General features: G+C 73.4%; 19 protein-coding genes. 6 read left to right on the top strand and 13 right to left on the bottom strand.

Going from position 1 to position 19,283, the window contains the following annotated elements; translation table 11 throughout:
• Window positions 1–6: 6 nt before the first annotated feature.
• Window positions 7–540, bottom strand: coding sequence for a flavin reductase family protein (locus tag OG408_RS31885; RefSeq protein WP_405406092.1), 534 nt, complete (start codon window positions 538–540; stop codon window positions 7–9).
• Between the two features lie 326 nt (window positions 541–866).
• Window positions 867–2,135 (bottom strand): ROK family transcriptional regulator, encoded by a 1,269-nt coding sequence (locus OG408_RS31880; RefSeq protein WP_326673324.1) that lies wholly within the window; start codon window positions 2,133–2,135, stop codon window positions 867–869.
• A gap of 562 nt (window positions 2,136–2,697) precedes the next feature.
• Here OG408_RS31880 and OG408_RS31875 point away from each other — a divergent pair.
• Entirely contained in the window at window positions 2,698–5,106 is a 2,409-nt protein-coding gene (locus OG408_RS31875; protein WP_326673322.1) for an endonuclease/exonuclease/phosphatase family protein, read from the top strand.
• A 34-nt stretch (window positions 5,107–5,140) separates the two neighbouring features.
• On the opposite strand, the gene OG408_RS31870 is transcribed toward OG408_RS31875, so the two are convergent.
• From OG408_RS31870 to OG408_RS31860, 3 genes are read right to left on the bottom strand one after another with little or no spacing between them, the layout of a single operon-like run.
• A complete protein-coding gene (locus OG408_RS31870; RefSeq protein ID WP_266784424.1) occupies window positions 5,141–6,061 on the bottom strand; it encodes an alpha/beta fold hydrolase in 921 nt (306 codons plus the stop codon).
• Between the two features lie 27 nt (window positions 6,062–6,088).
• The gene (locus OG408_RS31865) at window positions 6,089–7,336 is read right to left on the bottom strand and encodes a beta-ketoacyl-[acyl-carrier-protein] synthase family protein (protein WP_326673320.1); all 1,248 of its coding nucleotides are present in this window, start codon (window positions 7,334–7,336) and stop codon (window positions 6,089–6,091) included.
• Window positions 7,333–7,566 carry an acyl carrier protein gene (locus tag OG408_RS31860; protein WP_266784420.1) on the bottom strand — a complete coding sequence of 78 codons (234 nt, stop codon included), beginning with the start codon at window positions 7,564–7,566 and terminating at the stop codon, window positions 7,333–7,335. Before OG408_RS31860 ends, OG408_RS31865 begins: the two co-directional genes overlap by 4 nt.
• 226 nt (window positions 7,567–7,792) lie before the next feature.
• On the opposite strand from OG408_RS31860, the gene OG408_RS31855 reads away from it, so the two are divergent.
• The 3 genes from OG408_RS31855 (at window position 7,793) to OG408_RS31845 (ending at window position 10,804) form a co-directional block, all read left to right on the top strand.
• Window positions 7,793–8,254 carry a nitroreductase family deazaflavin-dependent oxidoreductase gene (locus tag OG408_RS31855; protein ID WP_266784418.1) on the top strand — a complete coding sequence of 154 codons (462 nt, stop codon included), beginning with the start codon at window positions 7,793–7,795 and terminating at the stop codon, window positions 8,252–8,254.
• Window positions 8,255–8,301: 47 nt separating this feature from the next.
• Window positions 8,302–9,030, top strand: coding sequence for a nitroreductase family protein (locus tag OG408_RS31850; RefSeq protein ID WP_285565861.1), 729 nt, complete (start codon window positions 8,302–8,304; stop codon window positions 9,028–9,030).
• Between the two features lie 220 nt (window positions 9,031–9,250).
• Window positions 9,251–10,804 carry a peptidoglycan-binding protein gene (locus OG408_RS31845; RefSeq protein ID WP_326673317.1) on the top strand — a complete coding sequence of 518 codons (1,554 nt, stop codon included), beginning with the start codon at window positions 9,251–9,253 and terminating at the stop codon, window positions 10,802–10,804.
• 46 nt (window positions 10,805–10,850) lie between these two features.
• Here the strand turns inward: OG408_RS31845 and OG408_RS31840 are convergent, their stop codons facing one another.
• Both OG408_RS31840 and OG408_RS31835 read right to left on the bottom strand, forming a co-directional pair.
• The gene (locus OG408_RS31840) at window positions 10,851–11,255 is read right to left on the bottom strand and encodes a nuclear transport factor 2 family protein (protein WP_266784412.1); all 405 of its coding nucleotides are present in this window, start codon (window positions 11,253–11,255) and stop codon (window positions 10,851–10,853) included.
• 49 nt (window positions 11,256–11,304) lie between these two features.
• Window positions 11,305–11,883, bottom strand: a complete 579-nt coding sequence (locus tag OG408_RS31835) for a dihydrofolate reductase family protein (protein ID WP_266784410.1) — start codon at window positions 11,881–11,883, stop codon at window positions 11,305–11,307.
• Window positions 11,884–12,064: 181 nt separating this feature from the next.
• On the opposite strand from OG408_RS31835, the gene OG408_RS31830 reads away from it, so the two are divergent.
• Window positions 12,065–13,135, top strand: coding sequence for a hypothetical protein (locus tag OG408_RS31830; protein ID WP_326673315.1), 1,071 nt, complete (start codon window positions 12,065–12,067; stop codon window positions 13,133–13,135).
• A gap of 135 nt (window positions 13,136–13,270) precedes the next feature.
• A complete protein-coding gene (locus OG408_RS31825; RefSeq protein ID WP_285565868.1) occupies window positions 13,271–14,542 on the top strand; it encodes an MFS transporter in 1,272 nt (423 codons plus the stop codon).
• A 25-nt stretch (window positions 14,543–14,567) separates the two neighbouring features.
• Here the strand turns inward: OG408_RS31825 and OG408_RS31820 are convergent, their stop codons facing one another.
• The 6 genes from OG408_RS31820 to OG408_RS31795 form a co-directional block, all read right to left on the bottom strand.
• Window positions 14,568–15,284: an urease accessory protein UreD gene (locus OG408_RS31820; protein ID WP_266784404.1), complete on the bottom strand. Its 717-nt coding sequence runs from the start codon at window positions 15,282–15,284 to the stop codon at window positions 14,568–14,570.
• Window positions 15,281–15,937 (bottom strand): urease accessory protein UreG, encoded by a 657-nt coding sequence (gene ureG, locus OG408_RS31815; protein ID WP_266786535.1) that lies wholly within the window; start codon window positions 15,935–15,937, stop codon window positions 15,281–15,283. Before ureG ends, OG408_RS31820 begins: the two co-directional genes overlap by 4 nt.
• Before the next feature lie 97 nt (window positions 15,938–16,034).
• Window positions 16,035–16,700 (bottom strand): urease accessory protein UreF, encoded by a 666-nt coding sequence (locus tag OG408_RS31810; RefSeq protein ID WP_285565872.1) that lies wholly within the window; start codon window positions 16,698–16,700, stop codon window positions 16,035–16,037.
• Window positions 16,700–18,403, bottom strand: coding sequence for an urease subunit alpha (locus tag OG408_RS31805; protein WP_326673311.1), 1,704 nt, complete (start codon window positions 18,401–18,403; stop codon window positions 16,700–16,702). The genes OG408_RS31810 and OG408_RS31805 overlap by 1 nt, the downstream gene beginning before the upstream one ends.
• A gap of 1 nt (window position 18,404) precedes the next feature.
• Complete coding sequence (ureB, locus tag OG408_RS31800) at window positions 18,405–18,734, bottom strand: urease subunit beta (RefSeq protein ID WP_326673309.1); 330 nt, start codon at window positions 18,732–18,734, stop codon at window positions 18,405–18,407.
• Window positions 18,731–19,033 (bottom strand): urease subunit gamma, encoded by a 303-nt coding sequence (locus OG408_RS31795; protein WP_266784396.1) that lies wholly within the window; start codon window positions 19,031–19,033, stop codon window positions 18,731–18,733. The genes ureB and OG408_RS31795 overlap by 4 nt, the downstream gene beginning before the upstream one ends.
• Between the last annotated feature and the right edge of the window lie 250 nt (window positions 19,034–19,283).

Raw genomic sequence — 19,283 nt, 5'->3', positions numbered from 1 at the left:
CGGCGCTCAGAGGGTGTGGTAGGCGCCGTCGTGGAAGAGCAGCGGGCGGTGTCCCTCGTCGAGCCGGGCGTCCACCACCCGGGCGATGACGATGCGGTGGTCGCCGGCCGGGACGATCTGCTCGGTCTCCAGCCGCAGCCAGCCGGCCACGCCGTCGAGCACCGGCTCGCCCTCCGGCAGGCGGCGCCAGCGGGTGGGGGCGGCGAACCGGTCGATGCCGCTGGTGGCGAAGGTGGTGGCCACGTCCCGCTGTCCGGCGCCGAGGAAGTTCACGACGGCCGAACCGGCCCGTTCGATGTGCGGCCAGGACGAGGTGCCGGTCCCGATGCCGAACGAGACCAGCGGCGGGTCGAGGGAGAGGGAGCTGAGCGAGGTCGCGGTGAAGCCGATCGGGCCGTGGCCCGCGTCGGCGGTGACGACGACGACTCCGGCGGGGTGGCGGCGGAACGCCTGCCTGAAGCGGTCCGGGGCTATGCCTCCGGCGGCGGGCGCGGCCTGCGCCGGGTATGAGGGCACGGTGACGGTCAACGTCTCTCCCATGATGGAAAGTCGGAAAAAGGGCAGGGGAAAAGGGAAATGCGGCGGGTGCGCACGCGGGCAGGGCGGGGCGCACGGCGGAGCGGAGCTCTCGCCGGAATTCAGCGGGTGTTTACCGGCAGCCCGGACAGGGGCGACAACACAGGCGCCGGGCGAAATCGCGGACCGGCGCGGCCGCGCGGAAGGTGCGCGTCGCCGAGGACGCGCTCCCTGAATTCCGCTGTCGGCTGGTCATGAATCCATCATCCCGTTCCGCTTCGCGCCCGGTCAACAATGCAACTGCCTGAATTAAGTCCGGTACGGGGATGGGCGCGGGTGCCGAAACGGCGTCAGGAGACCGCGGGCAGCGCCGGCCAGGGGCCGAGCGGGTCCACGTACAGCGCACCGAGCGCCACCGCACCCCCCGCGGTGGCCAGCACCGAGCCGGTGAAGCTGCTCGGCACCACGGCCCGCTCCGGGTCGTCGCAGACCCAGGAGCGCTCCGCCACCTCCGCACGCAGATCGGCCAGACACTCCGGAATCCGGCCCGCCCCCGGCTCGACGACCACGAGCACCTCGGGGTCGAACATGTCCAGCAGCAGGGCGGCGGCCCGGCCGACCAGCCGGGCCCGCCGGCGGAACAGCGCCACCGCCCGCGCCTCCCCGGCCAGCGCCTGTTCCAGGAGTTCCGGGAACGAGCCGACGACCAGCCCCTGCGCGGCGGCACGCCGCACCATGGCACGCTCGGACACCTCCGACTGGAGGCAGCCGGTCCGTCCGCAGGAACAGGGCTCTGCCCCACCCGTGCCGCCGGCGCCGAGCGGGAGGTGCGCCACGCTGCCGGCGCCGGAGCGCGGGCCCCGGTGCATGGCCCCCTCGGTGGCGAACGCCGCGTCCACGACGGCGCCGACGAACAGCAGGACGGTGCTGCTGCGGGTCGACTCCTCGCCGAACAGTTGCTCCGCCCGGGCCAGCGCCCGGGAGTGGCTGTCCACGTGGACCGGCAGTCCGGTCGCGGCGGAGAGGATGTCGCGGGCCGGCACGTCCCGCCAGCCGAGGTGCGGGTGAGCCACGACCACACCGGTGTCGGGGTCGACCCGGTGTCCGGTGGCCAGGCCCAGGGCGAGCACGGTCCGCCCGCCCGCGTGCGCGGCCACCAGCCGGGGCAGCCGGCCGGCGAGTTCGGTGAGCATCCGGCGGGGTTCGGTGGTGCGGTGCGGCTGCCGGTCCTCGGCGATGATCCGGCCGCGCAGATCCATCAGGGAGACGGTGGAGTGGGCGACGGCGATGTGCGCCCCGGCCACGAGGAAGCGGCCGGTGTCGATCTCGACGGGGATGTGCGGCCGGCCGAGCCCCTTGGGCCCCGCCGTCTCCGCGCTCTCCCGGACGAGACCGCGGGCGAGCAGCTGGCCGACGTGTCCGCTCACGGAGGCGGGCGAGAGGCCGGTGAGGCGGGCGACGGTGGAGCGGGCCACCGGACCGTGGTCGAGGATCGCCCCGAAGACGGCGCCGGTGCCCGCGGGCCGGCGGCCCGGCCTCGCGGCGGGGATGTCGGAGCGGCGCAGCGGGGTGGGGTGGGGCCCGGACGGGCGGCGGACGGGTGCGGACAGACTCTTCACAGTGTCTTCCAGGTCCTCGGTGGCAGCGGTTGACGCGGTGCGTGCTCCGGGTGCGGAGCGCGGGGCAGACCGCCGCCGGCGTACGGCCGAAGCGGCGCTGCCTCTCCCGTGGAGAGACACCCTGCGAGGAACCGGGACGGTGGTGCGGGGCGGGTGCGGCCCCTGCGGCCGGGTCGGCGCGGGCGTGGTGCTCTCAGGCCCGGTGACACACGGCGGAGCACACGCGCTTCAGGTCGATATGACCTCGCGTCGTCAGGTGTGCGGATCGCTGCATGCCGCGCAACGTAGCCGGACCGGCGCAAGCCGGTCAAACCATTGCCGCATCATGGACACCCTTGTGCGGTACGGGTGTTGCCCCCGTATTGCGGCGGCATGGCGGGCGTACGGCGGGCATGTGAACAGGGGCCGGGGGCCGGGCGGCGCGGCGGGCACGGGCGGGGCCGGCGGCGGGACCCTCCCCGGACGGCCGGGCGTTTTCTGGAATTAACCTCTGATGCCTTGTCATCGCCGGTTCTACGCGCATAGCTTGTGCTCCCTCACCACACTCTGAGGGGCAGTCTCCGTGCGCATATCCAGACCCCGTTCCGTCCTGCTGGCCGGCGCGGTCGCCGTGACCCTCTCGGCGACCGCGCTGCCCGCCGCCTTCGCCGTCCCGTCGTCGACCGCAGTGATCTCCGAGGTGTACGGGGGCGGCGGGAACTCGGGAGCGACGCTCACCCGCGACTTCATCGAGCTGGCGAACGCCGGCTCCGCCGCGTACGACCTGTCCGGATTCAGCGTCCAGTACCTTCCCGGGGCCCCGTCCGCGGGGTCGCTGTGGCAGGTCTCGGCGCTGACCGGCTCCGTCGCGCCCGGCGGCCGCTATCTGGTCGCCCAGGCCGCGGGCACCGGCGGCACCGTGGCGCTGCCCGCCCCGGACGCCACCGGCACCGTCGCCATGTCCGCCGCGAGCGGCACCGTCGCCCTCGTCTCCGGAACCACGCCGCTGACCTGCAGGACGGCGGCGGACTGCGCCGCCGACACCCGCATCGTGGACCTGGTGGGTTACGGCTCCGCGGTCGTCCGGGAAGGCACCGGACCGGCCACGGGCGCCTCCGCCACCGCCTCCGTGGCGCGCGCGGCCTCCCTCGCCGACACCGACGACAACGCCGCGGACCTCACCGCCGCGGCCGCCACCCCGGTCAACGCGGCCGGCGAGACGTCCGGCGGCGGCGAGGACCCCGGCGACCCGGGCAACCCGACCGAGCCCGGCACCGTGCGCGTGCACGACGTCCAGGGCACCACCCGGGTCTCCCCGCTGGACGGCAAGGCGGTGACCGGGGTACCCGGCATCGTCACCGCGGTCCGCACCACGGGTTCGCGCGGCTTCTGGATCCAGGACCCCTCGCCGGACGCGGACCCCCGGACGTCCGAAGGCGTCCTCGTGTACACCGGCTCCACCGCCCCGACGGTCGCGGTCGGCGACTCGGTGCTGGTGAGCGGCACGGTGGACGAGTACTACCCGTCGGCCACCACGCAGTCGGTCACCGAGATCACCGCCCCCAGGATCACGGTCCTCTCGTCGGGCAACGCGCTGCCCGCGCCGGTGACGGTCGACGCGGCCTCGGTGCCCCGCGGCTACCTCCCCTCGGCGGACGGCGGATCGATCGACCCGCTGCCCCTGGAGCCGGCGAGGTACGCGCTCGACCTCTACGAGTCGCTCGAAGGCACCCGGGTCCAGACGTCCGACACCCGGGTCACCGGTGCCACGACCTCGTACGGCGAGGTCTGGGTGACCGTCGAGCCGAAGCAGAACCCGACGCGCCGCGGCGGCACCCTGTACTCCTCCTACCGGGACCAGAACACCGGCCGGATCAAGGTGATGTCGCTCGACACCACCCGTCCCGTCCCGGTGGCAGACGTCGGCGACGTGCTGTCCGGCACCACCACCGGCGTGCTGGACTACGACTCCTTCGGCGGCTATAGCCTCCAGGCCACCCGGCTCGGCACGCTCACCGACCGGCACCTGAAGCGTGAGGTCACCAGGAGGCAGAAGGGCGGCGAACTCGCCGTCGCCACGTACAACGTGGAGAACCTCGACGCGCTGGACGAGCAGGCCAAGTTCGACACGCTCGCCAAGGGTGTCGCGGTCAGCCTCTCCTCCCCCGACATCGTCTCGCTGGAGGAGATCCAGGACGACAACGGCGCGGTCAGCGACGGCACGGTCGGCTCCGAGGCGACACTGAAGCGGTTCACCGACGCGATCGTCGCGGCGGGCGGCCCCCGGTACGCGTGGCGCTATGTCGCCCCGCAGGACGGCAAGGACGGCGGCGAGCCCGGCGGCAACATCCGCAACGTCTTCCTGTTCAACCCGCACCGGGTCTCCTTCGTGGACCGGGCGGGCGGCGACGCGACGACCGCGGTGACGGCGGTGCCGACGCGCAAGGGCGTCACCCTGTCGGTGTCTCCCGGCCGGATCGACCCGGCCAGTGAGGCCTGGTCGGACAGCCGCAAGCCGCTGGTCGGCGAGTTCCGCTTCCACGGGAAGCCGGTGTTCGTCATCGGCAACCACTTCGCGTCCAAGGGCGGCGACCAGCCGCTGCACGGCCGCTACCAGGAGCCGACGCGCAGTTCGGAGACGAAGCGGATCCAGCAGGCGGCGGAGGTCAACACCTTCGTCAAGTCGCTGCTGGCGGCGGACAAGTCGGCGCGGGTGGTCACGCTCGGCGACCTCAACGACTTCGCGTTCTCGCCGACGATGTCCGCGCTGACCGCGGGGAAGGCGCTCAAGCCGCTCATCACCACCCTGCCGGCGAACGAGCAGTACAGCTATGTGTACGAGGGCAACTCGCAGACGCTGGACCACATCCTGACGAGCCCCGGCATCCGCCGGTTCGACTACGACGTGGTGCACATCAACGCCGAGTTCGCCGACCAGGCGAGCGACCACGACCCGCAGATCGTGCGGGTCCGGGTCGACGGCCGGCACTGATCCGGCCGGCCGGGCAGCGCTCCTTCGAGGGGTCTCAGCTGCCCGGCCGTGGCAGGACCGGACCTGCCGCGCCCGCCCGCGGGCGCGGCAGCGAGGCGAGCGGCCGCAGGGCGGGCGCGGCCTCCAGGGGGCGGTCGGTGAAGAAGCGGGCGACCAGGTCCGCCACGTCGTCGGGCCGCTCCAGCACCACCCAGTGGTCGGAGTCCCCGATCGTCAGGAACCGGCTGCCCTCGATCGTCGCCGCGAAGGCGCGCTGCCGTTCCGGCGAGGTCACGGTGTCGTGCTCGCCCGCGAAGACGAGCGCGGGCACCCCGCTCAGCCCGCCGGAGAAGTCCGGCCGGTGGCCCAGTGCCCGGCGCAGCGACTGCGCCGCGTGCGGGGAATGGGTGAGCGCGTGGACGAACGACCGCCGGACGTAGCGGCGGGCGAGCTCCCTGCGGTGGACCCGGCGCCGCGGGTCCAGGCACAGCAGCGCCTCGGCGGTGATGGTGGCGAGTCCCTCCATGTCGCCGGTCCCCAGCCGGTCGACCGCGCCGCCCCACTGGGTGCGCTGGGCCTCACTGATGTGCGCCGGCACGCCCCCGAGGACCAGCCGGGCGATCCGGCCGGGGTTCCGGCGGGCGCAGCCGAACGCGATCGCCGTGCCGTAGGAGAACCCGAAGAGGTTGACCCGGTCCGCGCCGAGGTCGTCGATGATCCGGGTGACGGCGGTGTGCAGGACCTCGTCGCCGGTGCCGGGCGGCAGCGGGTCGGCGCCGCCCATGCCGGGCAGGTCGGCGGTGACGACCTGGGCGTGCGGGCCCAGGTGCTCGTCCATCTGCGGCCAGCCGTACATCCCCTGGAGCGCGCCGCCGATGACGACGACCGGTTCGGTGCGGGGCGCCGGCTGCGGCAGGAGGCGGTAGCTGTAGCGCAGTCCCTGCACCGTCAGGTTCCGGACGATCTCGTCGGGCATGGTCATCGGTCCTTGTGTCCGCTGCGGTCAGGCCCGGGTGAGGACGAGGGCGGCGTTGTGCCCGCCGAAGCCGAGCGAGGTCTTGACGGCCGCGTCGAACACGCCCGGCCGGGCCTCCTTGCTCACCACGTCGACCGGGATCTCCGGGTCGGGGGCGTCGAGGTTGACGGTGGGCGGGACGAGCTGGTGCTGGAGGGCGAGCACGGTCAGCGCGGTCTCGATGCCGCCCGCGGCGCCGAGCGTGTGCCCGGTCATGGCCTTCGTCGAGGTGACGAGGGGGTGGTCGCCCAGGACGCGGCGGAGCATCGTCGCCTCGATCAGGTCGTTGGACACGGTCGAGGTGCCGTGGGCGTTGACGTGGCCGATGTCGGCCGCGGACACCCCGGCGTCGGCGAGGGCGGTGCGCAGGGCCCGTTCGATGCCGCGCCCGTCGGGGTCCGGGGCGACGGCGGAGTACGCGTCGCTGGAGGCGCCGTAGCCGGCGACGTGGGCGCGGACGGTGGCGCCGCGGGCCGCCGCGTGTTCGGGGCGTTCTATGACGAGGAGTCCGGCTCCCTCGCCGACGACGAAGCCGTCGCGGTGGGTGTCGAACGGGCGGCAGGCCGCCGCGGGGTCGTCACGCCGGGTGGAGACGGCCTTCAGCTGGCAGGCGCTGGCGATCAGCAGCCGGGAGCAGACGGACTCGGCGCCGCCCGCGACGACGATGTCGCAGGCGCCGGTGCGCAGCATCTGGTGGGCGGTGCCGATGGCGACGGTGCCGGAGGAGCAGGCGGTGGAGACGGCCTGGCTGGGGCCGTGCGCGCCGAGGTCCGTGGCGACGCTGCTGGCGGCGCCGTTGACGACGGTGAGCGGGGCGAGCTTCGGGGAGACCCGGCGGGCGCCGCGCTCGGTGAGGGCGGTGTGCTGCTCGTCGTAGAAGGGCAGTCCGCCGTGGGCGGAGCCGATGACGACGGCGACGCGGCCGCTGTCCCAGACGGCGGGGTCGAGCCCGGCGTCGGCGACGGCCTCGCGGGCGGCGATGACGGCGAGCTGCGAGAAGCGGTCCATGAGCCGCTGGGTGGCGACCCCGAGCACGGTCCGCGTGTCGAGGCCGGTGACGGTGTACATGAAGTCGCAGGGCAGGCCCTGGAGTTCGGGCCGGTGCGGGACGGAGGGCGCGTCGGCGGCCTCGGACACCCCGCGCCAGGTGGCGGCGGTGCCCACGCCCGCCGCGGTGACGAGCCCGATCCCGGTGACGGCGGCGGCGAACGGCTCGGGGCGGTACCGGGCCGTCATGCCGCGGCCTTGCGGTGCACGGCGTCGACCAGCTGCCCGACGGTGTCGCGCGAGGTCAGCTGGACGTCTTCGAGGTCGACGCCCATGCGGTCCTCGATGAGGAGCCGCAGTTCCTCCAGGGCCAGGGAATCGAGCCGGAGCTGACGGAGCGACGCCTCGGGGCGGATCGCCACCGGATCGGTCCCGAAGTTCACCACCAGCAAGGTGCTGATCTCGTCTGCCGTGCTCATGGGGCACTCCTCCGCTGTCGTACGCGGTGACGCCTTGCCGCGTGAAGGTGTGAGTGCCGTCGGGGGACGCCGGCTGGTCCGGAGGAACCTTTTATACGCCCTGCCGGCCGCGGGTCCGGTCCGCGTTCCCCCGTGCGGTGGGGGGTTGTCCAGGTGTGCGAATCCGCTGGTGCGCACGCCGGGGTGCGACGATGGGGCGCACGGTACGAGAGAGGGAGAATCCGGGATGGCAGTGGAGAACGGCAACGAGGGACCCGCGCAGGTCAGCCCGAGCGCCTGGGTGGCGAAGCAGGCCGAGCTGTACGAGTCGTCGGGCGGCACCAAGGGCACCACGCAGCTCGGGGTCCCCTGCCTGCTGCTGGACTACGTCGGCCGGCGCAGCGGCGCGCTGCGGCGCACGGTGCTGATGTACGGCCGCGACGGCGACGACTACCTGATCGTGGGCTCGAACGGGGGCTCGGACAGTCACCCGCTCTGGTATCTGAACCTGCTCGCGAACCCTTCGGTCGAACTGCGGGTCGGCACCGAACGGTTCCCGGCGGTCGCACAGACGCTGACCTCCGACGAGAAGGAGCGGGTGTGGCCGCATCTGGTCGAGGTCTTCCCCCGGTACGCGCAGTACCGGGCCGGCACCGACCGCGACATCCCGGTGGTCCGGCTGCGCCGGACCCCGTCGGCCGAGAGCTGATCAACGGGCCTCCCCACGGCGCCGGTCCGCCCGTAAACTCCAAGATCATGACGATCGAAACGACTCAGGCCGGCATGACCGCCGAGGCCGAGGCCCTGTTCTCCACCATGTCCACGATGCGCGCGATGCGCCGCCTCAAGCCGGAGCCCGTGCCGGACGAGACGATCGAGCAGCTGATACAGGCCGCCGTCTGGGGTCCCAGCGGCGGCAACATGCAGTGTTACGAGTACGTGGTGGTGACCGACCGCGAGGTGATGGCGCGTCTGGCGCCGCTGTGGAAGCGGTGCGTGGACGCCTATCTGGCGACGACCGGGAAGTACGCGCCCAAGGGTATGGACGACGCGGCGTACGGCCGGATGGTCGCCGCCATCGAGTACCAGCGCGACCACTTCGCCGACACGCCGGCGCTGATCGTGCCCTGCTACCGGTTCCCTGAGCCCCGGATGGAGGAGGAGGGCCTGGCCGCGTACGCGCAGGCGCTCGGTCCTGCGGGTGTCGAGCACATGATGAGCACGCAGACCCGCTTCCAGGCGCTCGCCGAGGGCTCCTGCGTGTATCCCGGTGTCCAGAACATCCTGCTCGCCGCCCGCGCGCTGGGCCTCGCGGCGAACGTCACCATCTGGCACCTGATGCTGGAGCAGGAGTGGAAGGAGGCGCTGGGCATCCCCGAGGACATGGAGACCTTCGCCGCGATTCCCGTCGGATGGCCGCAGGGCAACTTCGGACCGATCCGCCGCCGCCCGGTGGCCGAGGTCATCCACCGCGACCGCTGGTAGCACCCGCCGTCCGGACCCCGCCCGGCGCGGCGGGGTCCGGACGGTCCGACGCCTCTCCCGTTCCGAGCTCAACTCCATTGGAGTGAAAGGGAGTTCGACACGCGGGGCGTTCATTGTCATGCCCTGAACAGATGGTTACCCTGAGCGGGCTTCGCGACCCCTGCGCCCACCCCACCCGGGCCCGGGGGCCGTTCTTCTCCCCCACAGAGCAGGAGCAGGTATGCCCACACGCGCCGCCGCCCACACCAAGGCCCGCGCCTCCGTGCTGGCGGCCCTCACCGCCACCGTCCTGGCCGCGACCGGCACCCCGGCCCTCGCCTCGACGGACCCCGGGCACCCGATGAACCGGGCGTTCGAACGGGCCGCCGCGCAGTACGACGTGCCGCGCGATCTGCTCGCCGCCGTCGGCTACGGCGAGACCCGGCTCGACGGCCACTCCGGGCGCCCCAGCCAGGCCAACGGCTTCGGCGTGATGCACCTGGTCAGCAACCCCGAGAACCGCACGCTGGAGCGGGCCGCCGGCCTCACCGGCGAACCCCTTGCCGCGCTCCGCACCGACACCGCGGCCAACATCCTGGGCGGGGCCGCGGTGCTGCGCGGTTACGCGGACAAGCTCGGGCTCGACGCCCGGGACCGCGACGACCTCGGCGCCTGGTACCCGGCCGTCGCCCGGTACGGCGGCAGCGAGGGACCGGCCGCCGCCCTCTACGCCGACACCGTCTACACCTTCCTGGCGGACGGGCTCGACGCCGTCACCCCGGACGGCGAGCACGTCTCGGTGACGGGACGTCCGGTGTCCCCGCACAAGGGCGCGCTCACCGCGGCGGACACGAGCACCCGGAGCGCCGACTACCCCTCGGCCCTGTGGGTCCCGGCCGATCCGAACAACTTCGCCACGGGGCGCACGGCGGCCATCGACAAGGTGGTCATCCATGTCACGCAGGGCTCGTACGCGGGCTCGATCAGCTGGTTCCAGGACCCGGCGTCCGAGGTCAGCTCCCACTACGTGGTGCGCTCGTCGGACGGCCAGATCACCCAGATGGTGCGCGACAGCGACACCGCGTACCACGCGCGGAGCGCCAACGCCTCGGCGCTCGGCATCGAGCACGAGGGGTTCATCGACGACCCGTCCTGGTTCACCGACTCGATGTACCGGTCCTCGGCCGCCCTGACCGCGTACCTGTGCGGGCGGTACGGCATCCCGAAGGACCGGGCGCACATCATCGGGCACAGCGAGGCGCCGGGCAACGACCACACCGACCCCGGCCCGTACTGGGACTGGACCCGCTACATGGAGCTGGTCGCCGGGAGCACCGGCGGCTCCCCCGGCGCGGACGGGCTGAGCTTCGCCGCGTACGGCACCCAGCGCAGCGGTTCGACGAACACCCAGGTCACGGCCGTCCAGACGCTGCTGAACGCGCAGGGCTACCCGGCGGGCGAGGCGGACGGCAGCTTCGGCCCCGCCACCCAGGCGGCGGTGACGGCGTTCCAGGCGGCGCACGGGCTGGAGTCCGACGGCGTCGTGGGCGCCAGGACCTGGACCGCGCTGCTGTCGGCCGGAGACACCTCCACCCTCGCCGAGGGCGCGTCGGGCGACGGTGTGAAGCGGCTCCAGCGGGCGCTGACCGCGGCGCTCGGCTCGACGGTCGGCGTGGACGGGAGCTTCGGACCCGCGACGGCGACCGCGCTGCGCGGCTACCAGACGGGGCGGGGGCTGACGGCCGACGGGATCGCGGGGCCGGACACCTGGGCGGCGCTTCAGGCGGGCCGCTGACGGCCTGAACGCCCCTCGTGAGGCGCCCCGCCGCCCGGCGGGCGCCTCACGAGGCGCTGAGCGGCGTGCGCCGGGCGATGACCTTGCGGTAGCTGATGCGCCAGCCGCGCTCGCCCCGCACGACCAGGTCCTCGTAGGTGACGCTGCCGCTGGTGCCGTCGGCGTTGACGCCGATGCCCTTGGAGCGGGCGGCCACCCGGCCGTCGCCGAGGTCGGTGAGCACGATGTTCGTGACGTGGTGCCCGACCGGGTTGAGCGCGCCCATGGCGAGCGCCGCGTCCCGGAAGGCGTCCACGCCGATCAGTGAACCGTGCCCGAGGTCCGTGATGTCGTAGACGACGTCGTCGGTGAACAGCTCCTCCAGCCGGTGGAGTTCACCGTCGTCGACCAGGTGCCCGTGCAGGGCGATCAGTTCCATGACCGCCAGGCGGTCATCGGTCTCCAGTGCCATGTGCTTCCCTTCGCCGGTACGGACGGCCCCGACGGTACGCCCGCGGCGCTCAGTCCCGCGACGGCGTTCCGGCGCGTTCGTACCGCAGCTCCACCACCCCGTTGCCGAAGGTCCGGGTCCCCGTGAGCCGCAGCGCGGTCAGGGTGTCCGCCGAGGGGAACATGGGCTTGCCGCGGCCGATGAGGACCGGGTGGACGTAGACCCAGTACTCGTCGATCAGGTCGAGCTCCGCGAAGGACGCGGCGAGGCCGGCGCCGCCGACCGACAGGTCTCCGCCGGGCTGTTCCTTCAGCGCCATGACCTCTTCGCGCACGACCTCGTGGACGACCGTGGTGTTCCAGTCCGCCCGCTCCAGTGTCCGGGAGTAGACGTACTTCGGCATGTTCCGCCAGATGACGGCGAAATCGGCCATCGGCCCGGCGTTGGCGGGGTCCTGGTCGGCGGTGGGCCAGAAGTCCGCCATCAGTTCGTGGACGACCCGGCCGTCCAGGAACCCGCCCATCGCGGCGATCCGTTCGTTGAAGTAGCGGTGCAGTTCCTCGTCGACCAGGTGCCAGCTGATGTCCCGGTCCGGACCCTCGATGAAGCCGTCGAGGGACATGGACATGGAGTAGATGATCTTCCTCATCGCGAACCTCACCATGGAGCGTCAGGGACGGGTCTGCGGAACGAAACCGACCATACCCGGCAGCGGCGCACGGACACGGGAACTCGGGGAAGGCCTTGACGAACGGCGGGCGCACCCCGTAGGAGTCGGGGAAGGCGCGGTGCCCGGAGCCGCCCGCCACCGTCCCCGAGGAGTTGCGCACGTGAGAGTCGGAGCGGCACGCGCCGCCGCGGTCCGCTGGGTGGCCGGCCACGCCCGCTCGGCCCCCGGATACCGCGGGGCGTACTTCAGCGGGTCGACGGTCGGCCGGGCGGACGACGCCCGGCTGGCGCCGTCGTCGGACGTCGACGTCGTGGTCGTCACGGAGGAGGACGACCCGCCCGCGAAGCCCGGCAAACTCCGTTACGAGGGCGCCCTGCTGGAGATCACCTACGTGCCGTGGGCGGAGCTGCGCGACGCCGGGACGGTGCTCTCCTCGTACCATCTGGCGGGCAGTTTCCGGGTCGACACCGTCATCGACGACCCCACCGGCGGGCTGCGTGCCCTGTACGCGGCCGTCGCGCCCCGGTTCGCCGAGCCGGACTGGGTCCGGCGGCGCTGCCTGGACGCCCGCCGGCGCGTCGAGGGCCGCCTCGCCGCGTTCGACGGGACCGTCCCCTTTCACGAGCAGGTGCCGGCCTGGATGTTCCCCACCGGGGTCACCACCCACGTCCTGCTGGTCGCGGCGTTGCGCAACCCCACCGTCCGGCTGCGGTACCGGGCCGCGCGCGACGTCCTCACCGCGTACGGGCAGCCTCACCTGTACCGGGAACTGCTGGAGCTGCTCGGCTGCGCCGACGTGTCCGCGGAGCTGGTGCGGCACCATGCGGGCGAGCTGACCCGGACGTTCGACGCCACGGTCCCGGTGGCGCGCACGCCGTTCTTCTTCAGCAGCGACCTCACCGAGCAGGCCCGGCCCATCGCGGTCGACGGCAGTCTGGAGCTGATCGGCCGGGGCGAGCACCGCGAGGCCGTCTTCTGGATCGTCGCGACCCTCGCCCGCTGCCACACGGTGCTGGCCGTGGACGACCCCGCGCTGCACGCCGAACGGCTCCCGGCGTTCCGGGCGGCGGTGGCCGACCTGACCGGGATCACCGGTACCGCCGGTCTGCTGGAGCGGCGCGACGAGGTCCTCCGGTTCCTGCCTCGGCTGGACGAGGCCGTGGAGAACGTTCTGGCGGCCAACCCGGACATCGCCGGACAGCGCCCACTGCCGCCGCGGCTCCCGCTCTGATAATTTGCCCGCATGTCATCTCCTCGTGCGTAGGACCCCGCGCCGACCGCACCCGTTGCCACGGGTGCGGCACTCCGGTGTCCCCGCATGCCCGCAGCGCAGGTTCTCCGCGCTGCCCTCACGAGGAATGTCATCGTGCTCACGTCTTCTCCCGCGCCTTCGCGCGCGCCCTCGTACGCCGCCGTGCTCCGAACCCCCCACGCCGCGCGCCCCTTCGCCGCCGCCCTGCTGGGGCGGCTGTCGTACGGCATCGCCCCTCTCTCCCTCCTGCTCGCGCTCAAGGCCGCCACGGGTTCGTACTCCGTGGCCGGCGGCGCCATGGCCCTGTTCGGCGTCGCGAGCGTCTCCCTCTCGCCCGCCCGTGCGGCCCTGATCGACCGGTACGGGCCGCGCCGGGTCCTGCCGCCCATGGCGGGGCTGTACGCGGCGCTGCTCGCCGTGATCGCCCTGGCCACCTGGAATCCCGGCGCCCCGGCGCTCCTCCTGGGCGGGCTCAGCACGGCGGCGGGCGCCTGCACCCCGCCGCTCGGTCCGGTCATGCGGGCGCTGTGGAGCAGCCTCGTCCCCGACCGGGAGCTGTTGCAGCGCGCGTACAGCCTGGACGGGGTCGCCGAGGAACTGATGTACGTCACCGCCCCGTTGCTGGTGGGGATCGTGGTGACGTTCACCGTGCCGGCGGCCGGGGTGCTGGCCGGTGCGGTGCTCGTGTTCGTGGGCGCGGCGGGGCTGGCGACGTCCCCGGCGGTGCCCCGTGCGCGCACCGGACAGCCCCGGGCCGGCGCACCCGGCGCGCCCCGGCTGCGCCTGCACGGCATCGTCGACCTGCGGAACGCGGTACTGGTGACGGCCGGCGTGGGGCTCTGCCTCGGCGCGCTCGATCTGCTGGTGGTGGCGTTCACCGAGCGGCTCCACCAGGCGGCGGCCGTGTCCTGGGTGCTGGCCGCGCTCTCGGCCGGAAGCGCCGTCGGCGGGCTGGCCTACGGGGCGGTCCGGTGGCGGTCGTCGAGCCGGGCACGGCTGCCGGTGGTGGCCGCCGCGCTGGGCGCGGCGCTGCTGGCGGCCGGGATGTCACCGCATCTGTACGTGCTGGCCGCGCTGGTCGCGGTCGCCGGGCTCTTCGTCGCGCCCGCGCTCACGACCGCGTATCTGATCGCCGACGAGTCGGTGGACGCGGCCCGGCGCACCCAGGCGGGCGCCTGGGTGAACACCGCGTTCAACGCCGGGTCGGCGGGCGGCACCGCCGCGGTCGGTCTGCTGGTCGACCGGCTGCCGCTCGCCCTGTGCTTCGCCCTGGCGGCGGCTCCGGCACTGCTGTGCGCGGCGGCGGTGGCCCGGGGCGGTGCCCGCCGCCGCCGGACCGCGAAGCCCTCGGGATCAAAGGCCCCGGACGCGGTGGGCGGAGTCTGACCGGGCCGCGCCGGGGCTCCGCGTCTCAGCCGCCGGCCCAGGACTCCCAGACCGCGGTCAGTTCCGCGTCCACGGCCGGGGCGACCGTGTCCAGCAGCCGGACCTGTGCGCCGGGGCCCGCCAGGTCGGTGCGGTAGGGGTGCGGCGGCCCCGGCGGAGTCCTGCCGAGTGCGGTGACGGCGCCGATGACGCGGTGGGGGCCGAGAACGCCGGGCAGTTCGCGCAGTTCCGGGTCGGTCAGGTCGAGGTCCTCGACGAGGAGTTCCCGGCCGTCGTACGTCACCCGGGTCGTCGCCCGCACGCTTCCGCCGCGTTCGCCGGAGCGGCCGAGCACCAGGGTGTCGCGCCACAGCATCCGGGCGCCGGCGGCGAGCCGGACGTCCATGTCGCGCTCGACGTCCGCCCCGGCGGAGACCACGAACGGCAGTCCGCACCACAGGAGTTCGCCGCCCTCGGCGACATCCACCCGGGCCTGCCAGCGGGAGCTGCCGCCCCGGTGGTCGTAGGCGACGAGCCCGGCCGGTTCGACGAGCTCCAGGCGGGCGCCGGGGCCGACCGAGATCCGCAGCCCGAGCTCGTCGCCCGCGAGCAGTCCGGCCCGGGTGCCGACGAGGGCGATCCGGATCCGGTCGGCCGCCGGCAGCAGCGGGCGCGGGGCGAGGAAGGCACCGGGCCGCAGTTCGCGCGCCAGATGACGGCCCGTGGCGTCGCGCTCGACGCCGACGGCCACCGGTTCGTTCACGAGTGGCTGTGGCTGTGGGGCGCCATCGGGCCGGGATCGGTGGGGACATGGCTGCCCGAACGGTGGCGGGCGAGCAGGGCCCGCACCCAGTCGGCGAGTTCGGCGACGGAGGCCGGGTCCTTCCTGGACAGGGCGAGGACGGGGAGCCCGCCGCGGGCCGCCCCGGCGTCGGCGACCATGGCGGCCACGTCCACCTCCACATAGGGCGCGAGGTCCGTCTTGTTGATGATCAGGAGGTCGGCGCGGGCGATGCCGGGTCCGCCCTTGCGGGCGACGTCGCCGCCGCCCGCGACATCGATGCAGAACAGCTGCGCGTCGGCGAGGGCGGGGCTGAAGGTGGCGGTGAGGTTGTCGCCGCCGCTCTCGACGAGGACCAGGTCCAGCGGCCCGTACGCCTCCTCCAGGTCCTCGACGGCGTCCAGGTTGGCGCTGACGTCGTCGCGGATCGCGGTGTGCGGGCAGGCGCCGGTCTCGACCGCGCGGATGCGTTCGGTGGGCAGGACGCCCGCCGAGCGCAGGAAGCGGGCGTCCTCGTCGGTGTAGATGTCGTTGGTGACGACGGCCATGGACAGTTCGCCGGCGAGCTCGCGGCACAGGGTGGCCAGGATGGAGCTCTTGCCGGTGCCGACCGGTCCCGCGACACCGAGGCGCAGGGCGCGGGGCTGGTTGAGCGGCTCGTGGAAGTGGGGGTTGGGCTGCGGGGCGGGGGTGGTGCCGTTGTCGGGCGAGGAGTTGTGGGGCAGGGAGTTGTCAGGCAAGGAAGAGTCTCCGTTCGCGTCGTGCGTGTTCGAGCGCCCACTGTTCGGTGAGCGGGGCCGTACGGGCGGGCAGCCGGTCCGGGCTCCGTACGGCGAGGGCGGTGGTCACCGCCCGGGCCGCGTCGGGTGCGGCGGCGAGGATCCAGGCGGCCGAGTCGAGCGGGTCGCCGGGCAGGAGTTTCAGTGCGGCCGACGCGATGGTCTGGAGCTCGTCGTAGACGACGGCGTGCGCCAGTTCCTCATCGGTGACCCGGAGTACGGCTCCGAGGGCGCCGAGTGCGACCGGCCGCAGGGGACGGGAGTCCAGGGCCGCGAGTGCGGCGACCGCCGGATGGTCCGGGGCCAGCCGCCGGGCGAGCCGCCGCACGCCCCGGCCGAGTGTCGCCGACGCCTCCCGCTGCGGGGCGGCGGGCGTCCGGGCGGCGAGCGCGTCCTGCACGGGCCGGTAGTCGGCCGGGTCCCGCCCGGCGGCCCGCAGGGCGAGGACGGCGGCGGCCGCCTCGGTGACGGCGGTGGTGTGCAGCCGGGACCTGAGGAGCGCGGGGATCCGGTCGCGGGTGAGGCCCGCGGCGACGGCCGGCTCCAGTCCCGCGCTGTAGGTGTACGCGCCGACCGGGAGCCGTCCGTCGCCGAGCAGGAGCGAGGCCAGGGACGCCATCAGAACATGGAGTACCGCTGGGTCAGCGGCAGTTCGGTGGCGGGCGACGGCTCGACGAGCTCCCCGTCGATGCGGATGGCGAAGGTCTCCGGGTCGACGTCGATGGCCGGGAGCGCGGTGTTGTTCGGCAGATCGGCCTTGGTCAGGTGGCGGGTGGGGCGCACGGCGACCAGTTCGCGGTCGAGTCCGAGGCGTTCGGCGAGACCGTCGGCGAGGGCGGCCGGGGCGACGAAGCTGACGGAGAGGTGCGGGGCGGCTCCGGCGGCGGCGGTGGGGCGCAGCAGCACGGGCTGGGTGGTGGGGATCGCGGCGTTGGCGTCGCCGAGGGGTGCGTACACGACCATGCCGCCCTTGATGACGGCTGCGGGGCGGATGCCGAAGAACGCGGGGTCCCAGAGCACCAGGTCGGCGAGCTTGCCCGGCTCGACGGAGCCGACGACGTGGTCGATGCCGTGGGCGACGGCGGGGCAGATCGTGTACTTGGCGACGTAGCGGCGGGCCCGTTCGTTGTCGGCGGGCAGGGCGCTGCCGCGGTCCCCGAAGCGCTGCTTCATGACGTGGGCGACCTGCCAGGTGCGGCAGACGACCTCACCGATCCGGCCCATCGCCTGGGCGTCGGACGAGGTGATGGAGAGGGCGCCGATGTCGTGGAGGACGTCCTCGGCCGCGATGGTGGTGGCGCGGATGCGGGACTCGGCGAAGGCCAGGTCCTCGGGGACGCGCGGGTTGAGGTGGTGACAGACCATCAGCATGTCGAGGTGTTCGTCGACGGTGTTGACGGTGTGCGGGAGCGTCGGGTTGGTGGACGCCGGAAGGATGTGGGGGTGGGAGGCGACGGTGATGATGTCGGGTGCGTGGCCGCCGCCGGCGCCTTCGGCGTGGAAGACGTGGATGCCGCGTCCGGCGATGGCGTCGAGGGTCCCCTCGACGTACCCGGCCTCGTTGAGGCTGTCGCCGTGCAGGGCGACCTGGAGTCCGTAGGCGTCGGCCGCCTTCAGGGCGGCGTCGATGGCGGCGGGCGTGGCGCCCCAGTCCTCGTGGACCTTGTAGCCGCCGGCGCCGCCGAGCGCGGCCTCGCGCAGCCCCTCCTCGCCGACGGTGGAGCCCTTGCCGAACAGCATGATGTTGAGGGGGACGTGGTCCAGGGACCGGTGCATCATCGCGAGGTTCCAGGCGCCGGGGGTGACCGTGGTGGCCTTGGATCCCTCGGTGGCTCCGGTGCCGCCGCCGATGACGGTCGTGGTGCCGGTGGCCAGCGCCTCGTGGAGGGTCTCCGGCATGAGGAAGTGGACGTGGGTGTCGACGGCCCCGGCGGTGAGGACGCGGCCCTCGCCGGAGACGACGTCGGTGCCGGGCCCGATGACGAGGTCCGGGTGGACGCCGTCGGCGATGTCGGGGTTGCCTGAGCGGCCGAGGGCGACGATCCGGCCGGCCCGGATGCCGATGTCCGTCTTGACGATGCCCCAGTGGTCGAGGACCACCACGTTGGTGATGACGAGGTCGAGGGCGCCCTCGGCCCGCGAGGCGGTGGCCTGGCCCATGGATTCGCGGATCGACTTGCCGCCGCCGAAGACGGCCTCCTCGCCGCCGAAGCAGCGGTCCTCCTCGACCTCGATCCAGAGGTCGGTGTCGGCGAGCCTGATGCGGTCGCCGGTGGTGGGTCCGTAGAGCGCCGCGTACGCGGCGCGGGTCAGTTGTGCCATGTCAGTCGGCCTCCTCTGCGCCGGTGCCGGCCCCCGGCGCGGCGGGGACGACGATGCCGGGCACCGTTCCGCGTCCGCCGAGTGCGACGAGGGTGATCTCCGCGCCGACGCCGGGCTCGAAGCGCAGCGACGTACCGGAGGGAATATCGAGCCGGAATCCCTTTGCCGACGGGCGGTCGAAGGAAAGCGAGGGATTCACGTCGGAGAAATGGAAATGGGAGCCGATCTGAATGGGCCGGTCCCCGTCGTTCACCACCGTGAGCTGAATCTTCGGGCGGCCGGAATTGATGTCCACGATGCCGGATCCGGTCCGCACCTCGCCGGGGATCACGGGATCGGCGCGGTGATCGTGACGAGCTTGCGCCCGTCGGGGAAGGTGGCCTCGACCTGGACGTCGTGCAGCATCTCGGGGACGCCTTCCAGCACGTCAGCACGGGTGAGGACGGATCGGCCCGCGGTCATGAGATCGGCGACGCGGGCGCCTTCGCGGGCCCGTTCCATCGCCCAGCAGGCGAGCAGCGCGACGGCCTCCGGGTAGTTGAGGCGGACGCCCCGCGCCCGGCGGTCACGGGCAACCATTCCGGCAACACTCAGCAGCAATTTCTCCGTGTCGGACGGAGTCAGAAACATGGGAAACCTCCATGGCGGCAGTCCCCGGAATTCCCGGAATCGCCTCGGCCACGTTCCTCTTATAAACCTCCGGGCGGCGCCGTGGCAACTTCCGTCGCACCGCAAAAAGTCCCTTTCTGCCGTTATCACCTGCCATATACGGGCAAAGCAGACAAATTTTGATGATCGAAGAAGGACGCGGCGGACACGCGAAAGCGGCCGCGCACCCCGGGAACGGGGTGCGCGGCCGCCTGGGTCGCGACGCTCAGCA

Source organism: Streptomyces sp. NBC_01257 (genome assembly GCF_035917255.1).
GTDB lineage: Bacteria > Actinomycetota > Actinomycetes > Streptomycetales > Streptomycetaceae > Streptomyces.
The sequence above is the reverse complement of the archived record's forward strand: the minus strand, read 5'-3'. Positions and strand labels throughout refer to the sequence as shown.